Raw genomic sequence first — 25,524 nt, forward strand, 5'->3', positions numbered from 1 at the left:
TACTCTATCCGCCCCAATATAAGCATTCTATATTTACATTTCACGTTTGCATTACCCATTTCCATTCCCCTTCTGCCGCATCACTCAACTGCGCAGGTATTAGGGCCTGTTCGAAAATTCATTTCTGCCATCTGCGCACCCTAGTAATAATATCAAAAACAGCGGCAAACTGCAATAACAAAACAAGAACCCGCCTAAAAGCCGGAAAGACCGGCCCCCACCTGGCGCCGGTCTTTCCAAACCCTTATGAAATAATGCGCGCAGCCTTACATGCGTCCCGGTCCGCGACCCTCCGCAGAGGCTGTTTCATGCTAAGAACTCCTGTACCGCCTATACATATCCCAGCAGTCCCGGCAGCCACATAGACAGAATCGGAACATAGGATACAAGCAGCAGCACAGCGAATATGGCTGCAAAATACAATAACAGCGGCTTAATTACATTTTCAATCTTGGTCTTACCCACCTTAACACCCACAAACAGCGTGGTTCCCACCGGAGGCGTGATGGTTCCGATACACAGGTTGAATATCATCATGATACCAAAGTGTACGGTATTCATACCCAGGGCCTGGCAGATTGGCAGGAAAATGGGTGTAAAGATAAGACAGGCAGGCGTCATGTCCATAAATGTACCGATAATCAGCAGAAGGATGTTGATGATGAAAAGAATCACATACCGGTTGTTGCTGATACCCAGCATTGCCTCGGATACGGCTGTGGGGATTCCCGTAAAGGCCATGACCCAGCTCATGATGCTGGACACACCGATAAGGAAAATGATGATGCCTGTCATCTCAGCGCTGTCCAGGAAAATCTTAGGCAGCTCAGAAAACTTGATGGACTTATAGAAGAACAGGGACAGAATCAGGCTGTACACCACTGCCACCACGCTTCCCTCTGTAGCCGTAAAAATACCGCTGATAATACCGCCGATAACAATAACTATCATCAGCAGACAGGGAATGGCCTGGAAAAATACCTTCACCTTTTCACTGTTGGAATATTTCCTGGTGCTGCGGTACCCCTTCTTCTTTGCAAAATAGAAGATAACCGCCATACAGGCAAGCCCCCAGAGGATGCCTGGAATGTATCCTGCCATGAACAGGGCTGCCACGGATGTGCCGCCGCTGACCAGGGAGTAGGTAATCATAACATTGCTTGGAGGAATCAGAAGGCCGGTGGGAGCTGTGGCAATGTTGGCCGCCGCAGAGAAATCCCTGTCATATCCTTCCTCTTCCTCAATCGGTCCAATGATGGAGCCCATGGCTGAGGCGGCTGCGGTGCCGGAGCCGGAGATGGCGCCGAACAGCATGTTTGCCACAGCATTGGTATGGGCCAGGGCGCCTGGTATGCTTCCTGTAAACAGCTTTGCAAAGTTAATGAGACGGATGGCAATACCGCCCTTATTCATGATATTTCCTGCCAGGATGAAAAACGGAATGGCAAGAAGGCTGAATACGGATATGCCTGAAAAAATTCTCTGCGCGCCCGTAAGCACGGCTGCCCCTGTATTGAGCACCGGAAGGATTGCACAGATAGATGACACTGCCAGGGCCACTGCGATGGGAACTCCCGCCAAAAGCATCACAACCAAAAGCACTAAAATAATCAGTCCGCAGACTACTGCTATATTCATACCCCTGCATCCTCCTTTTTGCTGAAATCCGTGTGCAGCATGTCTGCTGCGTTCATCAGGCTGAACATCATGATGATGATGCCTGTCACAGGTACAATCACATAGATATATCCCATGGGCACCCTGAGGGATGCGGTGGTCTGAATCATGGTCAGCTTTGTGATGGCAATACCGCCGTACACCATGACAACACCGGCAAAGGCAAAGGTCAGGAGGTCAATGATGACTTCCAGGTATTTCTTTGCGGTACCGCTAATCTTATCTGCCAGAAATCCCATCCTCATATGGTCCCTTTTGCCGAACACATAGGCGGAGGCCAGCAGCGCCATCCATGTGAAGCTGTAGGTCAGAAGTTCCTCGGAAACAGTACTTGGCTTGTTGAAGAAGTAGCGGGTAACAATCTGATAGGTTCCGATTACAGTCATCAGCATAAACAGGCAGATGATGAAAATTCCCAGAACCTGCATGATTCTGGCTCTCACTTTATGCATTGTCTCCATTCTACTTTCCTCCCTTCGCTTTTTCATTTATTTCCTGGATATGGTTGTACAAATCCACAATCTTAGGATTATCATTTAGCATGGTCTCATGCAGAGGCAGGACCTTCTGTTTGAACGCATCCACGTCCACGTCGATAAATTCCACGCCCATGTCATTCATGGCAATGTCCTTGGCTTCCTCAATGCTCTTATCCCACTCCTTAAGCTCCACCTCCGTGGACAGGGCAGCCGCGTCCTTGAATACCTGGTACTCCTCAGGACTTAAGCCATTTAAGAACTTCAGGTTGGCAACCAGCATATCCGGCACCATCTGGTGCTTGTTGTAGGCATAATACTTGGCAACCTCGCCGTGCTTGTTGTTGGTAAGCGCCAGCTCATTGTTCTCCGCGCCGTCAATGACGCCCTGCTGGATGGCCGTATATACCTCACCAAATCCCATAGGGGCTGCTGCTGCTCCAAAGGCATTGACCATGGCCACGCTGGCCGGGCTCTGCTGAACCCTTATCTTCTTTCCCTTTAAGTCATCAGGGGTATGGATGGGGGTCTTGGCATAAAAATTCCTGACGCCTGCGTTGTACCAGGTAACTACCCTGAATCCGGCTTCGTCCGTGGACTCATAAACCTTTTCCATGTAATCCGTATCCTGCATAACAGACTTGTACACATCCTCCGAGTCAAAAAGATAGGGCATACTGAAAATTTCGTATACGCCTGCAAACGTCTCAAGATTGGCGGTTCCGGCCACAACAAAGTCAATGGCCCCTGTCTGTGTCAGCTCAATGGCCTTCTGGGCAGAACCCAGGATTTCATTGGGGAATATCTGAACCTCGTACTTGTCTCCCAGCCGTTCCTCCACATATTCCTTAAAAGCCAGAAGTCCTATGTGCTCCGGATGTGTCTCTGACTGGGCATGGGATACGCGGATTATCCGCTTTCCGGAAGTCACTGAGCCACAGCCTGTAAGACCTGCTGCCACAGCAGCCGCAAGCGCGGCAACCGCCACTCTCTTTATGAATTTTCTCACTTTTTTCATTCCTTTCCCTTCATACGGCGAATTCTTTTGTTTCAATGCATCCTTGAAACCTGCGTTCCTGTTTATTCTGGTCTGAAATACTGTTTCCCATACTGCAAAACAGCGGCCTTTTACTGCCTGCTGCCGGACTCCCTAAGAGTCCCGGTCCATTTCCTCCACAGCAAAAGCCCCTTGGCTATCAACCAGAAAACGTTAAGATTTATTGGCGCCTTCTTAACACTTTCTTAATTATATAGCCAAGGGCTTTTAATTTGTACCGTAAAAGTTTGTCATACGGGAAGAAGATTTTGTCCTCCCCCATTTTTTTCTAGCCACCTTCGCACAAATGCACAAAAACCTGCGTCTATTTTTGTGCAGTCTCACTATCCCTATACTCGGATGGTATCATTCCGGTCATGCGCTTGAACACTTTTGCAAAATAATTGGAATCGTAATACCCTACCTGCATGCTCACGTCCTTGACGCTGATACGCCTGTCCCTCAGCAGCTTCTTGGCCTCATTGACCCTGAAGCCTGTAAGGTAGGATGTGAAATTCTGGTCAAAACATTGTTTAAACAGCTTGCAGAAATAGGCGTCCGAATAATTCATCATCCTGGCCGCATCCTGCATGGATATCTCCTTCATATAATTATTTCTTATATATTCCCGTATGGTTTCCGCCACCTGGGCCAGACGCCCGTCCCCGTCGTCCCTGGGCTGGCCTTCTGCCGGTCCACTGCCGGGCCAGGCTTTTTCCGGGCTCTCATCCCCATCCGGCGGCTCATTGTCTTTCCCCGCTTCTGCCAGCCGCTTATCCGTCAGCCGTTTGTCCGTCAGCCGCATGGCCTCCTCCATGACAGCTACCAGTTCCTCCTCCTCGCAGGGCTTCAGCAGATAGTCCAGTGCCCGGATGACAATGGCTCTCTTTGCATAGGAAAACTCGTCATACGCTGTCAGGAAAATGATGATGCAGTCCTCATCCAGGCTGCGGATGTGCTCGGCTGCCTCCACCCCGTTCATCTCCGGCATGGATATATCCATAACCACAATCTGGCTTTTTTTCCTTTTATATGTCTCCAGGGCCTCTGCCCCGTTTACTGCCTCGCTGATATCCAGGCTGTCGCCAAAATGCCGCTTTAGACGCTTGGCCAGCGCCATCCGTTCAATCTGTTCATCATCCGCCAGCAATACACGATACATATATCCCATCCTTTCGTCCTGACATCAGGGTGTAAAGGCCATCTGCACGACCGTTCCCCGTCCCTCACTGCTGTATATGAAAACCTCGCCGTCCTGATACATGCCATGGACCCTGCGGTATATATTCCCAACCCCGACGCCGGTGGCCTTCTCATCCCCCTGTTCCAGGGCCATGCGTATTTCCTCCAGCCGTTCCAGGGCCATTCCCCGGCCCGTGTCCGCCACCGATATCCATAGCCTCGCTCCCCTCATCCATGAGCGCACATGTATCCTCCCCCCCTGGCCTTTGGGGGAAATGCCGTGGATAATGGCATTTTCCACCAGCGGCTGCAGGGCAAAGGAAGGCACCAGCACCTCCAGGGTGTCCGGGCTGCAGTCCGTGTCATAGCGGATTCTCTGCCCAAAACGCATCTGCTGTAAATACATGTAGTCCTGCACCACCTTAAGCTCCCGCCCCAGGGGCATCACGGAATCCGTGGATTTTAGATTATAGCGGAACAGGCGGCTCAGGGCATTTATCATCTTCTCCGTGGCGGCCGCATCCTCAATCTGTGCCGTGCTGGCAATCATATTCAGTGTGTTGAACAGAAAATGAGGATTAATCTGGTTCTTCAGCATCTGAAGCCTTACCTCGTCCAGCTGCTTTTCCATCTTATGCTTTTCCGTCAGGGCTTCGATGTATCCCCTGGTGCTGGCCTTCATGGTGCAAAAGGCCCTGACCAGACTGGCAATCTCATCCTCCCCCTCCGCATGGGTGTCAGGGCCTGTGAAATCATTTTCCCCAATCCGTCTGGAATCCTCTGCCAGCTCCACCATGGGGCGGACAATGCTTCTCTGTACGGAGCGGTTCAGCCATCTCACCATCAAAAGGGCTGCCGCACCCCACAGGATGCTGACCACGGGCACGATGATGAACAGGGGACGCTGCATCTCATACCGTTCATTGCCTGATTCCACAGTCATCTGCTCCAGGCGCCCTGCATGGGTTTCCAGATACCCCTGAACCCGGTAAACGGTGTAGAGCCTGTCCAGATAATCCGGGGCATCTTCCTCCAGCTCCAGAAACGCATCCCTGGTTTTGGCGTAATTCTCATACATATTTAAAATAGACCAGGTGGCGCCGTACCGTTCCGCCCCAATCTCCTCATAGTCAAAAGGCAGGGACTTCAGGGCTGTCCGGGTCCTGGCACAGGACATCTCATACTTCTCCCTGTTCTCAGGCGTCCTGTCTCCTGCATAATACCGGAAGGAGCTGCTTTCAGCATCCATGGCCGACCAAAAAGCCAGACTCCGTGAATTTCCCATGAGCAAATCCCCGAATCCCTTCATTCCATAGCCCGCAACCAGCATTACCGCTGTTATGGACAGGATGACCACGGCGGCCGTGGAAATGGTAATCCATCGGACCTTCCGTTCCAGGGAGCAGGACAACCAAATACCATGCAGTTTTCTTCCTTGCCTTCCTTTCATGCAGTCTACCTCCATCGCTCATAGCTTATTCTATAATAGATTTTACCATTTTGGAAGAGACAAACCAAAAACATGACGGAACTTTGCAATTTTTCACAGCAAAAAACGCCTGCAGCCGGTAATATAATCTTCTATTTACCGGCATGGGCGTTTTCCTGCGTTTTCTGCTTTTCCTGCTCTTTTCTGCATTCCCCAGCTTATTTCTGGGCTTTCCAGCCATAAGCCGCGAACCATCACAGCAGCTGGTCCTTTTCGGAAGGCACATACATTGCAATATCCTCAATATCGCAGTCCAGTATCCTGCAAAGGTCATTCACAGTCTTCATGGATATATCCATGTTGTGCTTCAGCCTGTGCAGGGTACTGTCTGACACGCGGTGCTTCTTTGTAAGTGTGTACCAATTTTCCTCAGATTGCTCCAGTGTCTTCCAGAATGGTGAATAATCTATCATCTCTATCTCCTGTATACGCTCAAGCCGCCGAAGGGCTGGTTTCTTAGATAGATTAAGCATAAGTTAGATTTCACATCTTGAATATCTTCGCAATTACGAATATACTATATAAATGTAAATACTCTCATTTACATATCTGAAAGGCAGGACAAGACAAATGGATTATTTCACAAAGGAAGGCATGGAAAAGCTTCTGGAAGATGAAGAGGTAGTCCGCCGTTTGACGGAGTTCATGGCCATGGATGGAGCGGCCTATTTCGAGGAGGTGCGCTCCCGCCTGTCACCGGAGGAGCTGGAAGAATATCTGGAGGAAAACCCGGATGAAAGAATCTACCTGAAAAAGTAGGTGTCCGTCAAACCTGTTCCTCACGCAAAAGAGCGGCCTGTCAAATGACAAACCGCCCTTCTTCATTTTCTTCCTCAAAGTAATCCTTATAGTCCACCTCAATGGAATGACGCATACGTTTCATGCTGTAATAGAGATGTTCCTTCAGGGCTTCCTCCAGCGCCTTTTCATTTTTATCCGCAATCAGGCGGAACAAATCCTCATGCTCGCCAATGATGCGCATGAAATCCGTCTCCGTGATAAAATCCAGCATCCTGAACCTGGTATAGTGGAGCTGCTGGGCCTGGAGCATTTCCCACAGCTTCTGGCGCCTGACCGCCCCAAACCAGATGGAGTGCATCTGTGCATCCATGCGGTAAAACTGCTCCGGCTCAAACCCCGGTTCCCTGATAATGGCCCGCTGCTGGGCAATGCTGTGGCGGATATCCTCAATAACCATGGGGGTCTGTACCTCCAGGAAGTCCCTCAGCACCATGGTTTCCACAGCCACCCGCATATATATCATCTGTTTGATGTTATCCAGGCTCAGAAGGGTCACATAGGTGCCGCGGTAGGGAATGGTCTCCGCAAACCCCTGCTCCTGCAAAAGACGCAGGGCATCCCGCACCGGCGTCCTGGACACACCGAAGCGCTCGCATATATCATTCTCACTAATCATCTGGCCCGGTTTAAGCCTTAAATCCAGGATTTCCTGCTTAAGTGTCTCGTATACAAGCTCTCCCCGGTTCTTGAAGTTCATCTCTCCCATGGCTGGACCCCCTTATCAATACCTGCACACAGCATAAGCACAAAGTACGTTTTTTCTTATCAAACAGTCCGGCCGCATCAAAAGCTGCCGGACTGTCAACTGGTCTATATTATAAATGATTCCCCTGCAAAATTCAAGCCGGATTATTTAGGCTGCTTGCCGATGTAAGCCAGGATTCCTCCGTCCACATACAGCACCAGGCCGTTGACGAAATTGGATGCATCAGAAGCCAGGAATACAGCAGGCCCGCCCAGGTCCTCTGCCTCGCCCCAGCGTCCTGCCGGAGTCTTGCTTACAATGAACTGGTCAAATGGATGCCTGGAGCCGTCGGGCTGGATTTCGCGCAGCGGAGCGGTCTGGGGTGTTGCAATATAGCCGGGCCCAATGCCGTTGCACTGGATGTTGAACTCACCGTACTCGGAGGCAATGTTCTTGGTCAGCATCTTAAGTCCGCCCTTTGCTGCCGCGTATGCGGATACGGTCTCGCGGCCAAGCTCGCTCATCATGGAGCAGATGTTGATGATTTTTCCGTGGCCCTTCTTAATCATGCTGGGGATAACTGCCTTGGACACGATGAACGGGGCATTCAAATCCACATCAATGACCTGTCTGAACTCAGCAGCCGTCATATCGCACATGGGAATCCTCTTGATAATCCCTGCGTTATTCACCAGGATATCCACCACGCCCACTTCCTTCTCAATTTTGGAAACCATCTCATTGACAGCATCCTCACTGGTAACGTCGCATACGTAGCCGTGCGCTTCAATTCCCTCTTCCTTGTAAGCCGCCAGTCCCTTGTCAACCAGTTCCTGCTTGATATCATTGAACACGATGGTGGCTCCTGCGCCTGCCATGGCCTTTGCAATGGCAAAGCCGATTCCGTAGGAAGCGCCTGTAATCAGGGCTACCTTGCCCTCCAGTGAAAAGTTATTTAAATAATCTGCCATTTCTTTTTCCTCCTCGTTTTAATTATTTCATCTGGTTTGGCATCATGGTGTCCATGTCGTCAAACTCCATGTTCTCTCCGCCCATGGCCCAGATAAATGTATAGTTGGATGTACCTGCCCCGCTGTGGATGCTCCAGGAAGGACTGATAACAGCTTCCTCGTTCTTCATCACGATATGCCTTGTCTCGGTAGGCTCTCCCATCATGTGGAATACCACATTATCTCCCGGAACCTCGAAGTACATATATACCTCCATGCGGCGCTCATGGGTGTGGGCCGGCATGGTGTTCCATACACTGCCCTCTTCCAGTACGGTCATGCCCATGGACAGCTGGCAGGTCTTAAGTACGTCCGGATGGATAAACTGGTTGATAACACGCTTATTGGCTGTCTCAGATGCTCCGCAGGGCCTCTTGGCTGCCTTTGCAATGGGGATGAAGGTGGTGGTGTAAGAAGTGTGGGCCGGTGCGCTTACCATGTAGAACTTAGCCGGTGCAGAGGCGTCGTCGCTGGAAAAATATACTTCCTTTGTTCCCTTTGTGATATAAAGACAGTCCTTATATCCCATCTTAAATTCCTGTCCGTCAGCCACAATCACGCCGCTGCCTCCAATGTTGAAAATGCCAATCTCACGGCGCTCCAGGAAATAGCGGGTGCCGAAGTTTTTCCAGCAGTCAATTCCCTTATCTATGGAAACAGTCTCTGTGGTAGGCATACATCCCAATGTCACCATGCGGTCCACATGTGAATACACTGCCACTACCTCATTGGCCACATACAGGTTCTGAATCAGGAACTCATCCCTCAGCTCCTGGGTGGTGTAACGCTTTACATCCCTCTGATTTGCAGAATAGCGAATATCCATTATCTTGTTTCCTCCTTTAAACTTGACTTCCTTTGATTTGTATTTGTTTCCTTTTATTTGTATACAACTTTTTGAATCTGTATACAGATTATCATAGTAGTATATCTTTTGCAATGGGCATATTCTACAAAATTGCAGGGATTTTCTATGCATGTTCACTACAGTAAGACTTGCGTTGTGTGACTGTTTATTATATACTTGACCGTGTTTGACCATGAAACATTACAGCGAGGAGAATGAATATGAAGAAAAATATCCTGGTGGGCCAGTCCGGCGGCCCCACAGCCGTCATAAACGCCAGCTTATATGGAGTCATTGCAGAGGGGATGGCCCGGCCTGATGAGACCGGCCGTGTATACGGCATGGTAAACGGCATTGAAGGCTTCCTCTCAGGCCATGTGGCAGACCTGTCCTCTCTTACCACTGAGGAGCTGGTCCTGCTTAAGCAGACCCCTGCCGCTTATCTTGGCTCATGCCGGTTCAAGCTGCCAGAAAACCTGGATGCACCAATCTACCGTCTTTTATTTGAAAAATTTGCATCCATGAACATAGGCGCCTGTTTCTATATCGGCGGAAATGATTCCATGGACACGGTTGACAAGCTCTCCCGGTGCGCCCAAATCCGCCATGAATCCATCTCCTTCATAGGAGTGCCCAAGACCATTGACAATGACCTGCCTGTGACAGACCATACGCCCGGTTACGGAAGCGCTGCCAAGTATGTGGCATCCACGGTCCGGGAAATTTCCCTGGACGCCTCCGTGTACCAGCAGCCGGCTGTAACCATTGTGGAGCTTATGGGCCGCCATGCCGGCTGGGTGACAGCTGCCAGCGCTCTTGCCAGAAAATACCCCGGTGACAATCCCCTTCTAATCTATATGCCGGAAACACCCTTTTCCATGGAGCAGTTCTTTGGGGATGTGGAGCAGGCCCTGTCACGGCAGCCCAATGTGGTAATCTGCGTATCCGAAGGCATCCGCGACGGAAAAGGCCGTTTTATCTGTGAGTACACCAACGACGCCCAGATTGACACCTTTGGCCACAAGATGCTCACGGGCTGCGCCAAAATACTGGAAAGCTACATCCGCAACCGTTTCCATGTCAAGGTCCGCTCCGTGGAGCTGAATGTCAACCAGCGGTGCAGCAGTCTTCTGGCCTCTGCCGCCGATGTCATGGAAGCAGAGTGTTCCGGCAGGAAGGCTGTAGAAAAGGCCCTGCAGGGAGAAACCGGCAAAATGGTTACCTGTTCCCGCCTGTCAGGGCCTGGATATGTACTTGAATATGGACTCACCCCGGTGGGCAATGTGTGCAACCGTGAAAAATCCTTTCCGGCGCAGTGGATTACGGAGAACGGCTGTGACATCGGACCGGAATTCCTGGACTATGCCCTTCCCCTGATTCAGGGACAGCCGGACCACATTATGGAGAACGGACTGCCAAAATATCTGTACCGGAAATAATCACAGGGTTCATACAAATACATTCCTTATTCCAATGCAGTCCTTAGCCCCTCCAATGCACTCTCCGAAGTCCATTCGTCACACCCCGGAGTACGCAGAAAACCCGCCGTCCACCGGAAGTATGATTCCCGTGATAAAACCGGCCGCCTCATTGTTGAGCAGGAACAGGAGGGCCCCGTTCAGCTCCTCAGGCTTACCGAACCGCCCCATGGGAGTGGCGGCCAGAACCTTGGCGGTCCTGGCCGCCGGCCTTCCGTCCTCCTCATAGAGAAGTCCTTCATTCTGCCTGGTCACAAAGAATCCCGGCGCAATGGCATTGACCCGGATTCCGGCCTTTGCAAAGTGCACGGCCAGCCATTGGGTAAAATTGCTGAGGGCAGCCACTGCCCCGCTGTATACAGGTATCCTGGTAAGGGGCCTGGCCGCACTGGCGGAGGAAATGTTGATGATATTGCATCCCTCCCGTCCCACCATATCCTTGGCAAAAACCTGGCAGGTGAGAAATCCGCCTAAAAAGTTCAAATCCAGAACCCCCTGTACGCCCTTGCATTCCATGTCAAAAAAGGTGGCCACATCGGCCTCAATATCCCCCATCTCAAAATATTCCTTGGTTGTATTGGCCCTGGCCTGGTTGCCTCCCGCGCCGTTAATCAGGATATCGCAGGGTCCTAACTGGGCAAGCACCCTGGCGTGTACGCTTTCCAGCATTTCTTTGTCCATGACATCCACTCCGTAGGCAGCAGCCGTACCGCCGGCCTCCCGTATGTCCCTGGCAGTCTCCTCGGCCGCCTCCAGATTTATATCCAGCAGGGCCACCGCAGCACCGGCCCGGGCCAGGGTCCTGGCGAACATGCCGCAGAGGATTCCCCCTGCTCCGGTCACCACCGCCATCTTTCCTGTCAAATCCGTCCCCAATACCACCTTTCCTTCCTCCTCTCTCTGTTTCCGCTTATCCTTGCAGGATAAGGGAGAAAAAGGGCCTGAGAAATCTCTTCCCGGCCCTTTCCTGACTCATACTATATTTTCTGTCTGATTTTGCGCTGTCCGGACATTACCGGCCCATCTTCTCCACAGCCTCGAACAGGCCGTTGAGATAGGTGGCGCCCAAGGCTCTGTCATACAGGCCGTATCCGGCTCTTCCTGTCTCGCCCCAAATCATACGTCCGTGGTCAGGTCTTACATATCCGTCAAACCCATTCTCCACCAGCGCCTTTACAATGCCGAACATATCCAGGGAACCGCAGCAGGACAGATGGGCCCTTTCCTCAAAGCCGTTGTCCAGCACAGCCACATTTCTCAGATGCGCAAAATGGATTCTTCCCATGGCAGCATACTTACCGGCCAGTCTCACCACATCGTTCTTGGCGGAGCAGCCCAGGGAGCCGGTACACAGTGTGATTCCGTTGTGCCTGTCATCCACCAGCTTTAAGAACTTATCCAGGTTCTCCTCACAGGTAATGATTCTTGGAAGGCCAAAGATACTCCAGCATGGGTCATCCTCATGGATTGCCATGTTCACGTCGCACTCAGCTGCAACCGGAATGATGCGCTCCAGGAAATACTTCAGGTTGTCCCACAGATTCTCCTCTGTCAGGTTGTGGTATTCCTCCACCACAGCCTTAAGGCCGTCCTTAGTATAGCTGGAATCCCAACCGGGAAGTGTCAGGTCGCTGTCGCTGTTAAGAGGATTTACTGCATCCACCTGCTCCTGATAGTACACCAGGGATGTGGAGCCGTCAGCCAGTTCATGGTCTAACTGGGTTCTGGTCCAGTCAAATACAGGCATGAAATTGTAGCAGATACATTTAACGCCTGCCTCCGCAACACGGCGGATGTTCTCACAGTAATTCTCGATGTACTTGTCCCTGGATGCCTTACCCAGCTTTATATCCTCATGGACCGGAATACTCTCAATCACGTCAAAGCCCAGGCCCGCATCCTCTACCTGCTTCTTAAGCTTTGCAATGCTCTCCCTGCTCCACACTTCGCCTACAGGAACATCGTATACAGCCGTAACGATGGACTGCATGCCCGGAATCTGGCGGATGTTCTCCAGTGTTACCTTGTCGTCTTCCCCGTACCATCTGAATGATAATTTCATGTGTAAACTCCTCCTAAAAAGTGTTGTTTTACGTTCCCTAACCTATGGTTTTATTATAACAGAAACCCTGTTTCCGTCCATAGTGATACTTGCCGTCCATATTGCAAATGTTGTTGTTTCATGCTAAGATGGGGATAAAATCATGATGAATCATGTTTCCCGAGAGGAGGGACTCCCGTGAAAAAACAGCTGTCCATGGACTTTAACACGCGGCAATATATGCAGTCCGGAGACTTTGAACTCTTCTATTACAATGACACCGCGCTGAAATCCGTGGATGCCCATGAGCATGACTACTACGAGTTCTATTTTTTCCTGGAAGGCGATGTGGAATACCACATTGGTGATAAAAGCTATCATCTGGAATACGGGGACTGCCTGCTGATTCCGCCGGATACGCCCCATTATCCCCAGTTCCATTCCCATGATAAACCGTACCGCAGATTCGTATTCTGGCTGAACCAGGATTACCATAACAGGCTCCGCCAGACCGATGAAGAGCTGACCTACTGCTTTGACTATGCCCAGAGCCATCAGACCTACCGGTTCCACACAGATACCATCACCACCCAGGAGATTCAGGGAAAGCTTACCGACCTGATGGAGGAACGGGTGGGCGGACGCTCCTTCCACCGGCTTGTCTCAGAGCTTATGGCAGTCTCCTTCCTGGTATATGTGAACCGCCTTCTCTATGACAGTCTGCACCAGAAATCAGCTGTCTATGAAAATGTTCTGTACCTGAATATCTGCGATTATATCAACCGGCACCTGGAAGAGGATTTAAGCCTGGACAGCCTGTCATCCTTCTTCTATGTGAGCAAATACCATATTTCCCACATATTCAAGGACAACATGGGCATTCCGCTCCACCAGTACATCCTGAAAAAGCGGCTGCATGCCAGCAAAAACGCCATCTTGTCCGACCAGCCCATCAGCCATGTGTATCTCCAGTACGGCTTCAAGGACTACACCAGCTTCTTCCGGGCATTCAAAAAAGAGTACGGCGTTTCTCCCAAGGAGTACAGGGAGCAGCACCGCCTGCCCGAACAGCAGGATTACACCATATAAGGGGATTTAACCGACATGAATACACCCGATATCCTTTCCTTTGACACATACACAAACTGCTGCCTCTGCCCCAGGATGTGCAGAATCGACCGCAGCCGCACCACCGGGTTCTGCGGCTGCAGCCATTGCCTTACAGCTGCAAGGGCCGCCCTCCACCACTGGGAAGAGCCCTGTATCAGCGGCGGTGGGGATTCCGGCGGTATCCCGGCAGCGGACGGAGGTGCCCCTGTACCGGGCGGCGGTATCCCGTCCCCCGGAGGCAGCGGCGCCGTATTCTTCTCCGGGTGTACCCTGGGATGCTGTTTCTGCCAGAACCACCGAATCAGCAGCGGACATTTCGGCCGTGAGCTGACCTCTAAGGAACTGGCCCAGGTATTCCTCCGGCTCCAGGACCAGGGGGCGTATAACATAAATCTGGTGACACCCACCCAGTACCTGCCCCATATCATCTCCGCCCTGGACCAGGTGCGCTCCCGGCTTACCATCCCTGTGGTCTATAACTGCGGCGGATATGAACGTGTGGAGACAGTAAAGGCCCTGAAGGATTATGTGGACATATGGCTTCCTGACTTCAAGTACTATGATAACCGTCTGGCCCAGAGATATTCCCGGGCAAAGGACTATTTTGAGACAGCGGCGGCTGCCGTCCGGCAGATGATTGACCAAACCGGCGCCCCGGTTTACCAGTCCTCCCATTCCGGACTGCTGGCAAAGGGCGTCATCATCCGTCACATGGTCCTGCCGGGACACCGCAGCGACTCCATTGCCCTGCTGGAATGGATGAGCACCAATCTGCCCAGAGGCCGGTATATGATTAGCCTTATGAGCCAGTACACGCCCTATGTCAGGAACCAGGAATACCCGGAGCTGAACCGCCGTATCACCTCCTACGAATATGACAAGGTGGTGGATGCCGCCATCCGGCTGGGACTCACCCAGGGATTCATGCAGGAAAAAAGCAGCGCCAGGGAAGAGTATACGCCTCCCTTTGATTTAGAGGGGCTTTAACCCAAAAACCTGGAAAAACCGCAGCCCTGACCGCAAAAAAAGCGCCTGCCTATCCGGCTGCGCCATCCCGTCCCAACTCATCCAACAAAGCCTCTCACGGCCAAAGCCCCTTCATGACTTAGCATAAAACACATGAAGACGGATATCGAATCTTTGACTAACCACGTTCGCAGATTACGATATCCGTCTTCTAACTATTTCGTCCATTGGACTAAACCTCACTTTTCCGAAACAATCTTTTTAATTATTTCTGGCTTTTTCTATATTAAGTTGTTACACCATTCTACGTTCCGCTACTTCGCTCCTACTTCTGCATTTCTTCACTTATGTCTGATTCATTTCTTTTATTGCTTTTTCTTTACTATCCGGTATCATCTTTCGTTCTAATAATACTTTCTCGTCATATCACTAAACCGACTTTACATTTTTTGATACACTTGAGATAGTGTTACAAATTCAATCATTCATTTGTTTATAAATGCTTCACTCAACAGTTTGTATCTTTAATTCATATCTTTAAATAACTGCAATTGCTCTTAAAACATTCAATCTATATAACTTGTATTTCGTTTATTAAATCATCTATTTGTGAACTTACCCATTCACATATGAACTTCATTAACTCATGAAAACTTGCTACTTCTTGAACTGTTTACCAACCGATTGGATGATTGTTTCTTTAAATCAATTTCTTAAAATTACGTTTCTGTTTGAGCGTTTCACTTAGGTAGATTGGTTTTTCCTGGTCTCATTTATAATTTAATTTCTTAATATTATAAATGAAACAAAATTTAAGTCTTTGGCGGTCCGTACCTCCTTTGCTTAGATTTTATTACTTGTGAACTGATTGTCTACAGTTCCTTGAAATCTTTTGTTCTCTGTTCTTTTGTTGTTTTCATTATAGTAAATGCCCCCGCATTTGTCAACACTTTTTTAATCTTTTTATTATTTTTTTAGTTTATTAATATTTTAATCCATTTAATTACAATTGTTCCTATTTTAATACACATTTTAATGTTTTATTTGTAGTAATTATTTAAATATTCTGATTTTTTCCAAAAAAAGATACCTATATCTCACAGATACAGGCATCTTTTTTCCTATTACTTACTTTTAGCTGTTTTCATCAGCCACGAAACGCTTCCACTTCTTCTCTGGACGGAATGGAGGGGGCTGCCCCGGGACGTGAAACCGCAATCGCAGCCGCCCTTGCCGCCAGGTCAAGGGCTTCCCCGGCATCCAGGCCCTGCACCAGGCCTCCAATGAGGAAACCGGTAAAGGTATCCCCGGCTGCCGTTGTATCCGCCACAGGAACCTTGTAGATACCCTGTGTCAGGATTTGTCCGCCGTCCCAGTAAAGGGAGCCGTCCCCGCCCAGTGTCAGGACGATTCTGGCCCCGGGGAACCTGGATGAAAGCTTCTGAAGCAGCTCCTCACCGCTGCCCTGCTCCCCGCATATATCGCCTGCCTCAATCTCATTGAGCAGGAAATAGTCCACATATTCCAGAGGATAGGTGCTGATTTTATCATCCATAGGAGAGGGATTCAGTACCAGCATCATGCCCTTTTCATGGGCCTTCTCCATGATATAGCCAATCTCACTGATTTCATTCTGCAGTACCAGGTAATCCCCCCTCTCAAAGTGGGACATGACTTCATCCACCATGTTTCTGGTAATCCGCTGGTTGGCGCCGCCGTAGAGAAGGATACAGTTGCCTCCGTCCTTTGCTTTCTGGATGATGGCGTGGCCTGTCTTCCCCTCCAGCTGGGAAATGTACTCCGTATGTACCCCGGCTTCCTTTAGCTGGCGGATGAGAAAGTCTCCGTCCCCGGTGCCGACGGCGCCTGCGTGCCATACCATTGCCCCGCTTTTGCTCAAAGCAATGGACTGGTTCAGTCCCTTACCGCCTGAAAACACATGCATTTCCTCCGAGGACATAGTCTCCCCGCCCCTGACAAAGTGGTCCACACTATAGGTATAATCTATGTTCAGTGAACCGTAATTAAGTATCTTCATGATTCTCCTTCTCCTTTCCATTCATCTGTTTTTTATTCTTCCGGCACCATCTTCCCCACATCCTGGGGAATCCGGGTCAGGTCCCGTTCCACAATCATATATATCACTGCATCCGGAGGATTCTCCTCCAGAAGGGACCGGTCAAATGCCTGCCAATGATAAAAGTCCACATTGGCAAAATACCTGGGCAGAACGTCCATAAGGGCTGTGCCGAAGGAATCCCGGATTACCGCTATCCGGCGTTTATCCGGCGCACCGGGTGTACTTGTATGGACGATGTTCTTATCCCCGTTCACGTCCCGGACCTGGACCTCCAGGTCTTCATGGTACCCGCTTACCAGGGCAATCCGGTCATCACAGTATTTCTCAGGCAGGTGGAACAGATTGGCCAGGTCCCCGGGAGCTCCTTTGATATAATCCACCTGCACGTCCTCTATAGGCACAGGTGTGCCTCCCAATGCCTCTATCAGCATCTGGCCGGCCGCATAACCCCCGGCGCTGTTCCAGTGGGTGTCCGTCTTATAATACCACACAAAATCCCGGTTTGTGTTAAAGTATTCCCTGGGGTCCAGAACCGTCACATCCGAATGTTCCCGGATATAATCCTCCAGCTGCTGAGGCCGGTTCCCCTCCCTGACCCGCTTATACGCATCCGGCATATATTCCCCGTAGATTCCTTCCTTGTTGGGAGCAATCATCATGAGGAATGGGATGCCCCGGCTCTCATAATAGCCGGCCGCCTTTATGACCTGGCCGCCAATCCAGGCAGCGTCATCCGGGTAAAAGGGCTGGGTTCCCAGGGCGTCGTAAAGACTCATGCCCCCGGCAAAAAAGTACCAGCCCTCCTTTCCCACAATCACATCCTGGGAATCCGCATAGCCGAACAGCTTTAAGTTAATCATGGAGTTCATGCTCAGGAAGAGATTTCTAAATGCCGCATGGTCATTGATATAGCTGTTGACCGCAGCCGGATAAGCCTCGTATGTATCAGGTGAAAACACCGGAAACTCCGCCAGGTTCCTGTTTTCCCCGGTGCCGGTCTGACCGCTTTCCTTTGCAAAGGGAAACAGCAGATTAGGTATCAGAAGCAGGGCCCAGAACCCTGCAATCATAATCTTTTTCATCATAGGTACTGCTCACTTTCCGTATGGACTAAAATCTGAAGTAAATAAACGCCTGATAGGTACTGCTGACCATGAGAAGGGTTCCCAGCAGCAACAGCACCGCCATAACGGCCGCATCCCCCGCTGTTATGTTCTCCTCGTCAAACAGCCGCTCCTTAAGACGGGGCGCCAGCTGCTGGACAGGCCCGCAGAATACCACTGCCAGCACCAGCAGGAACAGGATGCGGTTATCCGCAAAAATCCGCGGATTCCACAGGCCTTTGCTTGGAATCAGCATTGCTTTTAGCAGTATCCTGCCATTGTGCAGGGTATCCACCCGAAACAGCATCCAGCCCACTGCCACAGCTCCCAGAGTGTACAGATGATTCAGGAATTTCAGGGGATTTTTTTCTAAAATTCTGCCAATCCACAGCCGTTCCGCCACAATGAGAATGCCGTAATATACGCCCCAGCATATGAAATTCATGCTGGCTCCGTGCCACAGTCCCGTTGCCAGGAATACCAGGAAGAGATTCACGCAGGTACGTTTTAGTCCTCTTCGGTTTCCCCCCAGGGGTATGTACAGATACTGCCTGAACCAGGTGGAAAGGGAGATATGCCAACGCCTCCAGAACTCGCTGACAGAGGCCGACAGATACGGATAATTAAAGTTCTCCCTGTAGGTAAAGCCGAACATCCTTCCCAGGCCGATGGCCATGTCTGAATACCCGGAAAAATCATAGTAAATCTGGAAACTGTACAGTATCACGGCCAGCCATACCGTGGCCGTGCCCAGCTGTTCCAAGGGCAGGTCAAACATCCGGTCCACCACCTGGCCGAACATGTTGGCAAACACCATTTTCTTCACCAAGCCGTACACAAAGCGCTTGATGCCGTAGGCATGCATGGACAGGCTCTCCTGCCGCTCCCTTATCTGGGGCTCCAGCTCATGATACTTTACAATGGGACCGGACAGAATCTGTGGGAACAGGGAGATGTACAGGGCCAGGCGAAACACATTTCTCTGGGCGGGATTCTCCCCCCGGAAGGTGTCCGCCAGATAGGAAATGGACTGGAAGGTATAAAAGGAAATGCCGATGGGCAGCGCAATATCCCTTGGCGCAAAGCCCTCGCGCCCAAGGACCGTCATGGCCAGTTCCAGGAAAAAGTTGAAGTATTTAAAGTACCCCAGAAGCCCCAGGTTAACCAGAATACCCAGGACAAATACAGCCTTTTTAAGCCCCCTCTTTTCCCCGCAGCCATCCAGGGCAAGGCCCAACCCATAGTTGAGCAGAATGGACAGAATCACCAGGACCACATACCGTGGTTCGCCCCAGCTGTAAAAAATAAGGCTGGCTATGAGCAGAACCCCATTCTTAAATTTTCTCCCCGGCGAGATGTAGTATATCAGGGCCAGGGCCGGAAGGAAAAACCAAACAAACGTAAGTGAACTGAACAGCATATTGAGGAAAATTCCCTTTCTATCAAAGTTTGTCAATTATTTATAACTAAGGCGCAGGCTGCACAGGAACAGCGTCCTGCCTTGGAATCTTGCGCCGTATCTTATGGAATGTAACCATATGGGCAAGGGCTGTAATGGCCCAGGAAACAGGATAGGACAGGTACAGCACATCCAGGGAACGGTAGGCGGCAAACACAGTAAAGACCCACAGCACCCTGAAACCGCACGCGCCTGTAAGGGATACAAACATGGGGATAATGGAATATCCCAGCCCTCTCAGGCTTCCCACCATACAGTCCATAATGCCGCACAGGAAATAGGTGCTGCAGATAATTTCCAGCCTCAGCATCCCGTAGTGCAGCACCTCGGAATCTGAGGAATAAATATGCAGAAGACCGTTTCCGGCGGCCACTGCGGCCAGTCCCAGGACTACGCCTACAGCCGTCACCACCCCCAGGCATATGTACATGATTTTATTAATCCTGCTGTATTTCCTGCCGCCCAGATTCTGGCTGGTAAAGCTCAGATTGGTCTGGTATACCGCATTCATGGCCGTATAGACAAAGCCCTCAATGTTGGATGAGGCCGTGTTTCCCGCCATGGCAATGGAGCCAAAGGAGTTGACAGAGGACTGAATCAGAACATTGGAAATGGAAAATATAGCTCCCTGCATACCTGCCGGAAGTCCGATTTTCACGATTCGCTTCAGTTTTTTGGGATGAATCCGCAGCTGCTTTAAATCCAGCTTCAGGGCACCCGGAGCGCCCATCAGGCTCTTCAGGACCAGAAATGCGGAGATATGTTCCGATATAACCGTGGCCCAGGCAACTCCGTCCACGCCCATCCCCAGCACAATCACAAAGAACAGGTTCAGGCACACATTTACCACGCCGGAGGCAAAGAGAAAATACAGGGGCCTTCTGGTATCCCCGATGGCCCTCAGAATGGCTGCGCCGAAATTATAGACCATAAGTACCGGCATTCCCAGGAAATATATTCTCATGTAAAGGACTGACTGGGCCAGCACATCCTCAGGCGTCCCCATAAGGCGCAGCAGCGGATTTGCCAGAAGGATTCCCAGCACCACCAGGATAAGGCCGCTCACAATGCTGGTGGTCACCGCCGTATGGACAGTCTCGCTGACATCCTTGTCACTCTGCGCCCCGTAATAACGGGCCACCAGCACATTGACACCAACTGAGAGTCCCACGAATACATTAATTAATAGGTTGATGAGCGAAGAGGTGGAGCCCACTGCCGCCAGCGCCCCGCTGCCGGCAAAGCGGCCCACCACAATGATATCCGCTGCATTGAACAGCAGCTGCAGTATGCCTGACAGCATCAATGGAATGGAAAATAAAAGGATTTTGCCCAGAAGCGGGCCGCTTGTCATATCAATCTCATAGGACTTTTTCATCTTCTGCTAACTCCCTGTGTCATTCATTCTTTCTGCCAATCCATGGCATACGTTCTTATCAGTTATATCACAGGGCCGTGTTTTTTACAATGGGTTAAAAGGCCGGGAAAACCTTCGAATTTTCTTGACAATTCCATGCCCGTCCATTAAAATGGAGCAAGTGATAAGGGAGTAATTGGCATGCCCCGCCCTGCCGGGCATGTAATAAGGTCAACATACTGATAGTTTCTATCTGGCTTTATTTGAAACAATGAGACTTATCTACAGCCTTCTCAGGCTGTAGGTGGGTCTTTTTTTATACCGCAATCCATATATTAAAACATCACCAGGGAGGAATCATTATGTCATTAACTGAACTGTTCGTTATCGCTGTGGGTCTGTCCATGGACGCCTTTGCCGTATCTGTCTGTAAGGGCCTGGCCATGCCTAAAATGAACTGGAAGGGCGCCCTTTTAGTGGGTCTGTACTTCGGCGGGTTCCAGGCCGCCATGCCCCTTTTCGGGTATTTCCTGGGCTCCAGCTTCAGCCTGGCCATACGTGCTTACGACCACTGGGTAGCCTTCATCCTGCTGGCTGTAATCGGCGCCAACATGGTAAAGGAATCCTTCAGCAAGGAGGAGGAATGTCCTAATGCGGACCTGGATGTGAAAAACATGGTGCTTCTGGCCATTGCCACCAGCATTGATGCCCTGGCTGTCGGCGTAACCTTTGCCTTCCTGAATGTTGATATCCTCCCTGCCGTGTCCTTTATCGGCAGCGTCACCTTCCTTCTGTCCCTGGCAGGCGTAAAGGCAGGCAACGCCTTTGGATGCCGCTATAAATCCAAGGCAGAGCTGGCAGGCGGCTCCATCCTCATCCTCATGGGATTCAAGATTCTGTTGGAGCACCTGGGGATTTTGTTCCGGTAAGCCGTACATAAGAACCCGGCCGTCCATTCCAGGGCGTTCTCCTCATACTGTATTGCCGGCCCGCACAGCGCCGCCATTTTCCCATAAAGGCGGTGGGGCAGCGTCCTCTCAGAATACGCTGCCCCACCGTCTTTTATTTTATCTTTTCCTGTCCTGCAATCCGTCCCTGGTCTCCAAGCTTCAGCCGCCTCAGATTCTGACACCGCTGCTGTCCAGCTGGTAACCGTCAATGGTGCGGTTTGTCTGCATCACTCCGTTTTCAGGGTCCAGATAATACCACTGGCCTTTGTATTCCAGCCAGCCGGTCTTCATGTAGCCGTCCGTGCTGAAAAAATACCACTTGTCGTTAATCATGGCCCAGGATGTAAGGTACTCATCCTGGTACAGGTATCTCCAGCCGCGCACGTCCTTGCTCCACTTGCCCAGCAGGATGTTGCGGTAGTTGCCCATGTCCTCCTCGGGCAGCAGCATGAAATACCGGCTTTCCTTTTTGTCCTGATAACTGAACTCTACCATGTAACATTGGTCCAGATAATTGTAATCCCCTTCAACGGACTGCTCTTTTTCAACCGTCTCCGGCCGGATTACAGGGTAATGGGTCCCTTCCTTCAAGCCGTACACCGTACACTCCAGATACTTCTGGGTCTCGCCCCTATAGGTGACAAGATAATAATTCAGTGTCACTTCATTCAGGTCCACATCACTTTTGTCCTTTGTAACTGTGAACGTATCGTATTCCGATACCCTGTACCCCAGCAGGTAGGAAGAATATCCATCGTAAATCGTGGTCCTTCTGCTGTTAACATCCAAATGCAGGGTAACAGGCACCTCAGCCTTAAATGAAGCTGCTGCCTCTGAGACAAATGCAGCCGACACACTGAGCACTGCCGCCAGGACCAGCGCGCCTAACCGCTTAACAGAACCATACCGTCTCATCCGGTACCCTCCTCTCAAACCTTTGGACTACTCATGATGACATCCAGGGTGAATTCCCGGTGCATCCGTCAACCCTTATTTTAAAACAATCTTCTTGAAGTTCTTCTTGCCGCGCTTTACCACCACGCCATCACCGGCAAACTGGTCCCTGGCATAGGAAGCCTTGATATCCTTCACAGGGGTTCCGTCCACGGAAACACCGCCCTGTTCCACATTCCTTCTGGCCTCTGAACGGGATGCCGCCAGTCCTGACTTGTTAAGGATGCTTAAGATATCAATGGTTCCTTCTGTAAAATCCTCTTCGGAAAGCTGGAAGGTGGGCATGTTCTCAGTGCTTGCGCCTGCTGCAAATAAGGCCCTGGCGCCTTCCTGCGCCCTGGCAGCCTCTTCCTCGCCGTGCACCAGCTTTGTTAGCTCAAATGCCAGTATCTCCTTGGCCTGGTTCAGCTGGCTGCCTTCCCACTTATCCATCTCGTCAATCTGCTCCAGAGGAAGGAAGGTAAGCATGCGGAGGCACTTAAGCACATCCCCGTCCCCCACGTTTCTCCAGTACTGGTAAAAATCAAAGGGTGATGTCTTTTCAGGGTCCAGCCATACTGCGCCGGACTGTGTCTTGCCCATCTTCTTGCCCTCGGAGTTAAGAAGCAGGGTGATGGTCATGGCATGGGCGTCCTTGCCCAGCTTACGGCGTATCAGTTCGGTTCCGCCCAGCATATTGCTCCACTGGTCATCACCGCCAAACTGCATGTTGCAGCCGTACCGCTTAAACAGCTCATAAAAGTCATAGCTCTGCATAATCATGTAGTTGAACTCAAGGAAACTTAAGCCCTTCTCCATCCTCTGCTTGTAGCACTCAGCCCTCAGCATGTTGTTGACGGAGAAATGCGGTCCCACTTCCCTGAGGAACTCAATATAGTTAAGGCCCATGAGCCACTCTGCATTGTTTACCATCATGGCCTTTCCCTCTGAAAAATCGATGAAACGGCTCATCTGCTTCTTAAAGCAGTCACAGTTATGCTGGATGATTTCAGGAGTCATCATGGTACGCATGTCAGAACGTCCGGACGGGTCGCCAATCATGCCTGTGCCTCCGCCAATCAGGGCAATGGGCTTGTTGCCTGCCATCTGAAGGCGCTTCATCAGACAAAGGGCCATGAAGTGTCCTACATGGAGGCTGTCGGCTGTGGGGTCGAAGCCGATATAGAACACGGCCTTTCCCTCGTTGACCATTTTCTTAATTTCTTCTTCGTTGGTCACCTGGGCAATGAGGCCTCTGGCAACCAGTTCTTCGTAAATCTGCATGGTGTTTCTCTCCTCTTCTTACTTTATTTATTTTACCATACTTCTGCTTTCATGCAAGGGCTTGATTCTTACGTTTTTTATACAGGAAAGGCAGGGGGGGCGCCAGGGCGCCGCGGGCCCGGAGTTCCCTTTGTGAACTAAAAAAAGCCCCGCCCTTTTCCAAAAGGACGAAGCCCGCAAGCCCCGTGTTACCACCTGATGTTCACAGACAGCTCGCGCTGCCTGCCTCTTCGAGTACTGGTGAAAGCCGGAATCACACATGGGAACCGCCTTGCCTCTTCCCTGCGCCGGCATCCCGCTGAATCCACACTCTCATATACTCTAGCACGATAACGGATGCAGGACCCGTCGCAGCCTACTGGGCCTGTTGTCTGCAGCAGCGCCGTTGGGTGCGAAGCTCAGGGATGTATTCATGGCCTGCATCACATGCGCCTCTCATCCCCCGGCTGCTTTCTGTCTGTTCCTGCAGGCTACTACTTGTTCCCGTCGTAGCCAATTCATGAAATTATGACCATTATAGACAGACTCTCCTGTTTTGTCAAGAGTCAATCCCGTCCTCTGCTGTTTTCCCCTCCGGACGGTGGGCAAAGGTAAGTACGAATACGGCTCCCAGAATCAGGGCAAAGCCCAGAAAATCAGGCAGTGTAAAGCGGGTTCCCAGCCAGAATACGGATATAATGACAGCGGACACCGGCTCCACGCTTCCCATAATGCTGCCCTTTAAAGGTCCAATCATGCTGACCCCCTGAAGATACAGGCCGAATGCAACGGCAGTGCCGACCACCACCACGCCCGCCAGGGCTCCTGCGGTGCCCGCATCCCAGGCAACCGCGTAATTCCAGGGACGCACCACGGCTCCCATGGCAATCCCGCCAAAGAACATGCCGAATCCCAGCACCTGATATATATCATACTTCAGGATAAGTCCGCCCGGTATAATGGTGTAAATCATGGAGCTGACAGCTGCCAGCAGGCCCCAGAACAGGGCTTCCCCTGTGATGTGAAAGGAGTGTATATCCCCGTGGGTGCCGATGACAAAGGTGCCCAGCAGGGACAGTGCGATGGCTGCCAGCTCCAGCCCCTTGGGAAGGCGCAGCTCCCGCATGCACACCACGGCCAGAATCAGGATAGGCGACAGGTACTGCAGCACGGTTGCCGTTCCTGCATTGGACGCCTGGATGGCCATAAAATATGTAAACTGGCAGAAGGTAATGCCGAAAATGGCAAAAGCCAGCAAATGGACGGTATCCCTTCTCTTTTGGAACACCCTCAGGTTTTCCCTGCCGTGAAGCTTAAACCCGGCCAGCACCAGTATGATGCCTGCAAAAAACAGCCTGACAGCCACCAGCCACGGGGCCTCGATTCCCTTTTGCTCAAATAAATACTGCCCGCAGCAGCCTGAAAATCCCCAGCAGGTTCCTCCCACCAGTGCCATTATGGTTCCTGCGGTCTGTCTCTTGTCATTCTTCATCTCACACATTAATCTCCTGCACCAATCATGTATCTATTTATACTTGGAAAATGCCTTATTGTCAATATTTTCGTGGGATTCACTATTTA

At 50.9% G+C, this 25,524-nt stretch carries 23 protein-coding genes; 5 read left to right on the forward strand and 18 right to left on the reverse strand.

Features of this window, described 5'->3' with window-relative positions; genetic code table 11:
- Positions 1–330: 330 nt before the first annotated feature.
- From I2H39_RS13980 to I2H39_RS14005, 6 genes are all read right to left on the reverse strand, one after another.
- Entirely contained in the window at positions 331–1,638 is a 1,308-nt protein-coding gene (locus I2H39_RS13980) for a TRAP transporter large permease (RefSeq protein WP_138310988.1), read from the reverse strand.
- Entirely contained in the window at positions 1,635–2,138 is a 504-nt protein-coding gene (locus I2H39_RS13985) for a TRAP transporter small permease (RefSeq protein WP_195626747.1), read from the reverse strand. Before I2H39_RS13985 ends, I2H39_RS13980 begins: the two co-directional genes overlap by 4 nt.
- 1 nt (position 2,139) lies before the next feature.
- The gene (locus I2H39_RS13990) at positions 2,140–3,171 is read right to left on the reverse strand and encodes a TRAP transporter substrate-binding protein (RefSeq protein WP_138310990.1); all 1,032 of its coding nucleotides are present in this window, start codon (positions 3,169–3,171) and stop codon (positions 2,140–2,142) included.
- A gap of 343 nt (positions 3,172–3,514) precedes the next feature.
- Positions 3,515–4,351, reverse strand: coding sequence for a response regulator (locus I2H39_RS13995; protein ID WP_195626748.1), 837 nt, complete (start codon positions 4,349–4,351; stop codon positions 3,515–3,517).
- Positions 4,352–4,375: 24 nt separating this feature from the next.
- A complete protein-coding gene (locus I2H39_RS14000; protein ID WP_138310992.1) occupies positions 4,376–5,821 on the reverse strand; it encodes a histidine kinase in 1,446 nt (481 codons plus the stop codon).
- Between the two features lie 233 nt (positions 5,822–6,054).
- The gene (locus tag I2H39_RS14005) at positions 6,055–6,273 is read right to left on the reverse strand and encodes a helix-turn-helix domain-containing protein (protein WP_138310993.1); all 219 of its coding nucleotides are present in this window, start codon (positions 6,271–6,273) and stop codon (positions 6,055–6,057) included.
- Positions 6,274–6,430: 157 nt separating this feature from the next.
- Here I2H39_RS14005 and I2H39_RS14010 point away from each other — a divergent pair, with 157 nt between their 5' ends.
- Complete coding sequence (locus I2H39_RS14010; RefSeq protein ID WP_138310994.1) at positions 6,431–6,619, forward strand: hypothetical protein; 189 nt, start codon at positions 6,431–6,433, stop codon at positions 6,617–6,619.
- A gap of 40 nt (positions 6,620–6,659) precedes the next feature.
- Here I2H39_RS14010 and I2H39_RS14015 read toward each other — a convergent pair whose 3' ends face one another.
- From I2H39_RS14015 to kduI, 3 genes are all read right to left on the reverse strand, one after another.
- Positions 6,660–7,367, reverse strand: a complete 708-nt coding sequence (locus I2H39_RS14015) for a GntR family transcriptional regulator (RefSeq protein ID WP_138310995.1) — start codon at positions 7,365–7,367, stop codon at positions 6,660–6,662.
- 143 nt (positions 7,368–7,510) lie between these two features.
- Positions 7,511–8,317 (reverse strand): gluconate 5-dehydrogenase, encoded by an 807-nt coding sequence (locus I2H39_RS14020; protein ID WP_138310996.1) that lies wholly within the window; start codon positions 8,315–8,317, stop codon positions 7,511–7,513.
- Between the two features lie 22 nt (positions 8,318–8,339).
- Entirely contained in the window at positions 8,340–9,182 is an 843-nt protein-coding gene (gene kduI, locus I2H39_RS14025) for a 5-dehydro-4-deoxy-D-glucuronate isomerase (protein ID WP_138310997.1), read from the reverse strand.
- Positions 9,183–9,424: 242 nt separating this feature from the next.
- On the opposite strand from kduI, the gene I2H39_RS14030 reads away from it, so the two are divergent.
- Entirely contained in the window at positions 9,425–10,642 is a 1,218-nt protein-coding gene (locus I2H39_RS14030) for a 6-phosphofructokinase (protein ID WP_195626749.1), read from the forward strand.
- A gap of 78 nt (positions 10,643–10,720) precedes the next feature.
- Here the strand turns inward: I2H39_RS14030 and I2H39_RS14035 are convergent, their stop codons facing one another.
- Both I2H39_RS14035 and uxuA read right to left on the reverse strand, forming a co-directional pair.
- Positions 10,721–11,563, reverse strand: coding sequence for an SDR family oxidoreductase (locus I2H39_RS14035; protein ID WP_138310999.1), 843 nt, complete (start codon positions 11,561–11,563; stop codon positions 10,721–10,723).
- A 130-nt stretch (positions 11,564–11,693) separates the two neighbouring features.
- Positions 11,694–12,743 (reverse strand): mannonate dehydratase, encoded by a 1,050-nt coding sequence (gene uxuA / locus I2H39_RS14040; protein ID WP_138311000.1) that lies wholly within the window; start codon positions 12,741–12,743, stop codon positions 11,694–11,696.
- Positions 12,744–12,920: 177 nt separating this feature from the next.
- Here uxuA and I2H39_RS14045 point away from each other — a divergent pair, with 177 nt between their 5' ends.
- Both I2H39_RS14045 and I2H39_RS14050 read left to right on the forward strand, forming a co-directional pair.
- Positions 12,921–13,811: a helix-turn-helix domain-containing protein gene (locus I2H39_RS14045; protein WP_138311001.1), complete on the forward strand. Its 891-nt coding sequence runs from the start codon at positions 12,921–12,923 to the stop codon at positions 13,809–13,811.
- A 15-nt stretch (positions 13,812–13,826) separates the two neighbouring features.
- The gene (locus I2H39_RS14050) at positions 13,827–14,819 is read left to right on the forward strand and encodes a radical SAM protein (protein WP_195626750.1); all 993 of its coding nucleotides are present in this window, start codon (positions 13,827–13,829) and stop codon (positions 14,817–14,819) included.
- Between the two features lie 1,126 nt (positions 14,820–15,945).
- Here the strand turns inward: I2H39_RS14050 and I2H39_RS14055 are convergent.
- The 4 genes from I2H39_RS14055 to I2H39_RS14070 are packed head-to-tail and all read right to left on the reverse strand — an operon-like array spanning position 15,946 to position 20,818.
- On the reverse strand, positions 15,946–16,836 hold the full coding sequence (locus I2H39_RS14055; RefSeq protein WP_138311003.1) for a ribokinase: 891 nt from the start codon (positions 16,834–16,836) through the stop codon (positions 15,946–15,948).
- Between the two features lie 32 nt (positions 16,837–16,868).
- Positions 16,869–17,963, reverse strand: a complete 1,095-nt coding sequence (locus I2H39_RS14060) for an alginate O-acetyltransferase (RefSeq protein ID WP_138311004.1) — start codon at positions 17,961–17,963, stop codon at positions 16,869–16,871.
- 25 nt (positions 17,964–17,988) lie between these two features.
- Complete coding sequence (locus tag I2H39_RS14065) at positions 17,989–19,401, reverse strand: MBOAT family O-acyltransferase (RefSeq protein ID WP_138311005.1); 1,413 nt, start codon at positions 19,399–19,401, stop codon at positions 17,989–17,991.
- A 46-nt stretch (positions 19,402–19,447) separates the two neighbouring features.
- Positions 19,448–20,818, reverse strand: coding sequence for an MATE family efflux transporter (locus I2H39_RS14070; protein WP_138311006.1), 1,371 nt, complete (start codon positions 20,816–20,818; stop codon positions 19,448–19,450).
- 341 nt (positions 20,819–21,159) lie between these two features.
- Here I2H39_RS14070 and I2H39_RS14075 point away from each other — a divergent pair, with 341 nt between their 5' ends.
- Positions 21,160–21,726: a manganese efflux pump MntP family protein gene (locus tag I2H39_RS14075; protein ID WP_138311007.1), complete on the forward strand. Its 567-nt coding sequence runs from the start codon at positions 21,160–21,162 to the stop codon at positions 21,724–21,726.
- A 189-nt stretch (positions 21,727–21,915) separates the two neighbouring features.
- Here I2H39_RS14075 and I2H39_RS14080 read toward each other — a convergent pair whose 3' ends face one another.
- The 3 genes from I2H39_RS14080 to I2H39_RS14090 form a co-directional block, all read right to left on the reverse strand.
- On the reverse strand, positions 21,916–22,662 hold the full coding sequence (locus I2H39_RS14080; RefSeq protein ID WP_138311008.1) for a hypothetical protein: 747 nt from the start codon (positions 22,660–22,662) through the stop codon (positions 21,916–21,918).
- A gap of 75 nt (positions 22,663–22,737) precedes the next feature.
- Positions 22,738–23,964, reverse strand: a complete 1,227-nt coding sequence (tyrS, locus tag I2H39_RS14085; protein ID WP_138311009.1) for a tyrosine--tRNA ligase — start codon at positions 23,962–23,964, stop codon at positions 22,738–22,740.
- 538 nt (positions 23,965–24,502) lie between these two features.
- Positions 24,503–25,435: a DMT family transporter gene (locus I2H39_RS14090; RefSeq protein ID WP_195626751.1), complete on the reverse strand. Its 933-nt coding sequence runs from the start codon at positions 25,433–25,435 to the stop codon at positions 24,503–24,505.
- Positions 25,436–25,524: the final 89 nt, after the last annotated feature.

Origin of the sequence: Clostridium sp. 1001283B150225_161107_B6 (genome assembly GCF_015556325.1) — a bacterium.
Lineage (GTDB): Bacteria > Bacillota > Clostridia > Lachnospirales > Lachnospiraceae > Enterocloster.

Excerpts from the sequence above, each read along its gene's own strand:
- I2H39_RS13980 (WP_138310988.1), bottom strand. The coding sequence starts at position 1,638 with ATGAATATAGCAGTAGTCTGCGGACTGATTATTTTAGTGCTTTTGGTT.
- I2H39_RS13985 (WP_195626747.1), bottom strand. The coding sequence starts at position 2,138 with ATGGAGACAATGCATAAAGTGAGAGCCAGAATCATGCAGGTTCTGGGA.
- I2H39_RS13990 (WP_138310990.1), bottom strand. The coding sequence starts at position 3,171 with ATGAAAAAAGTGAGAAAATTCATAAAGAGAGTGGCGGTTGCCGCGCTT.
- I2H39_RS13995 (WP_195626748.1), bottom strand. The coding sequence starts at position 4,351 with ATGTATCGTGTATTGCTGGCGGATGATGAACAGATTGAACGGATGGCG.
- I2H39_RS14000 (WP_138310992.1), bottom strand. The coding sequence starts at position 5,821 with ATGAAAGGAAGGCAAGGAAGAAAACTGCATGGTATTTGGTTGTCCTGC.
- I2H39_RS14005 (WP_138310993.1), bottom strand. The coding sequence starts at position 6,273 with ATGATAGATTATTCACCATTCTGGAAGACACTGGAGCAATCTGAGGAA.
- I2H39_RS14010 (WP_138310994.1), top strand. The coding sequence starts at position 6,431 with ATGGATTATTTCACAAAGGAAGGCATGGAAAAGCTTCTGGAAGATGAA.
- I2H39_RS14015 (WP_138310995.1), bottom strand. The coding sequence starts at position 7,367 with ATGGGAGAGATGAACTTCAAGAACCGGGGAGAGCTTGTATACGAGACA.
- I2H39_RS14020 (WP_138310996.1), bottom strand. The coding sequence starts at position 8,317 with ATGGCAGATTATTTAAATAACTTTTCACTGGAGGGCAAGGTAGCCCTG.
- kduI (WP_138310997.1), bottom strand. The coding sequence starts at position 9,182 with ATGGATATTCGCTATTCTGCAAATCAGAGGGATGTAAAGCGTTACACC.
- I2H39_RS14030 (WP_195626749.1), top strand. The coding sequence starts at position 9,425 with ATGAAGAAAAATATCCTGGTGGGCCAGTCCGGCGGCCCCACAGCCGTC.
- uxuA (WP_138311000.1), bottom strand. The coding sequence starts at position 12,743 with ATGAAATTATCATTCAGATGGTACGGGGAAGACGACAAGGTAACACTG.
- I2H39_RS14050 (WP_195626750.1), top strand. The coding sequence starts at position 13,827 with ATGAATACACCCGATATCCTTTCCTTTGACACATACACAAACTGCTGC.
- I2H39_RS14055 (WP_138311003.1), bottom strand. The coding sequence starts at position 16,836 with ATGAAGATACTTAATTACGGTTCACTGAACATAGATTATACCTATAGT.
- I2H39_RS14060 (WP_138311004.1), bottom strand. The coding sequence starts at position 17,963 with ATGATGAAAAAGATTATGATTGCAGGGTTCTGGGCCCTGCTTCTGATA.
- I2H39_RS14065 (WP_138311005.1), bottom strand. The coding sequence starts at position 19,401 with ATGCTGTTCAGTTCACTTACGTTTGTTTGGTTTTTCCTTCCGGCCCTG.
- I2H39_RS14070 (WP_138311006.1), bottom strand. The coding sequence starts at position 20,818 with ATGAAAAAGTCCTATGAGATTGATATGACAAGCGGCCCGCTTCTGGGC.
- I2H39_RS14075 (WP_138311007.1), top strand. The coding sequence starts at position 21,160 with ATGTCATTAACTGAACTGTTCGTTATCGCTGTGGGTCTGTCCATGGAC.
- I2H39_RS14080 (WP_138311008.1), bottom strand. The coding sequence starts at position 22,662 with ATGAGACGGTATGGTTCTGTTAAGCGGTTAGGCGCGCTGGTCCTGGCG.
- tyrS (WP_138311009.1), bottom strand. The coding sequence starts at position 23,964 with ATGCAGATTTACGAAGAACTGGTTGCCAGAGGCCTCATTGCCCAGGTG.
- I2H39_RS14090 (WP_195626751.1), bottom strand. The coding sequence starts at position 25,435 with ATGAAGAATGACAAGAGACAGACCGCAGGAACCATAATGGCACTGGTG.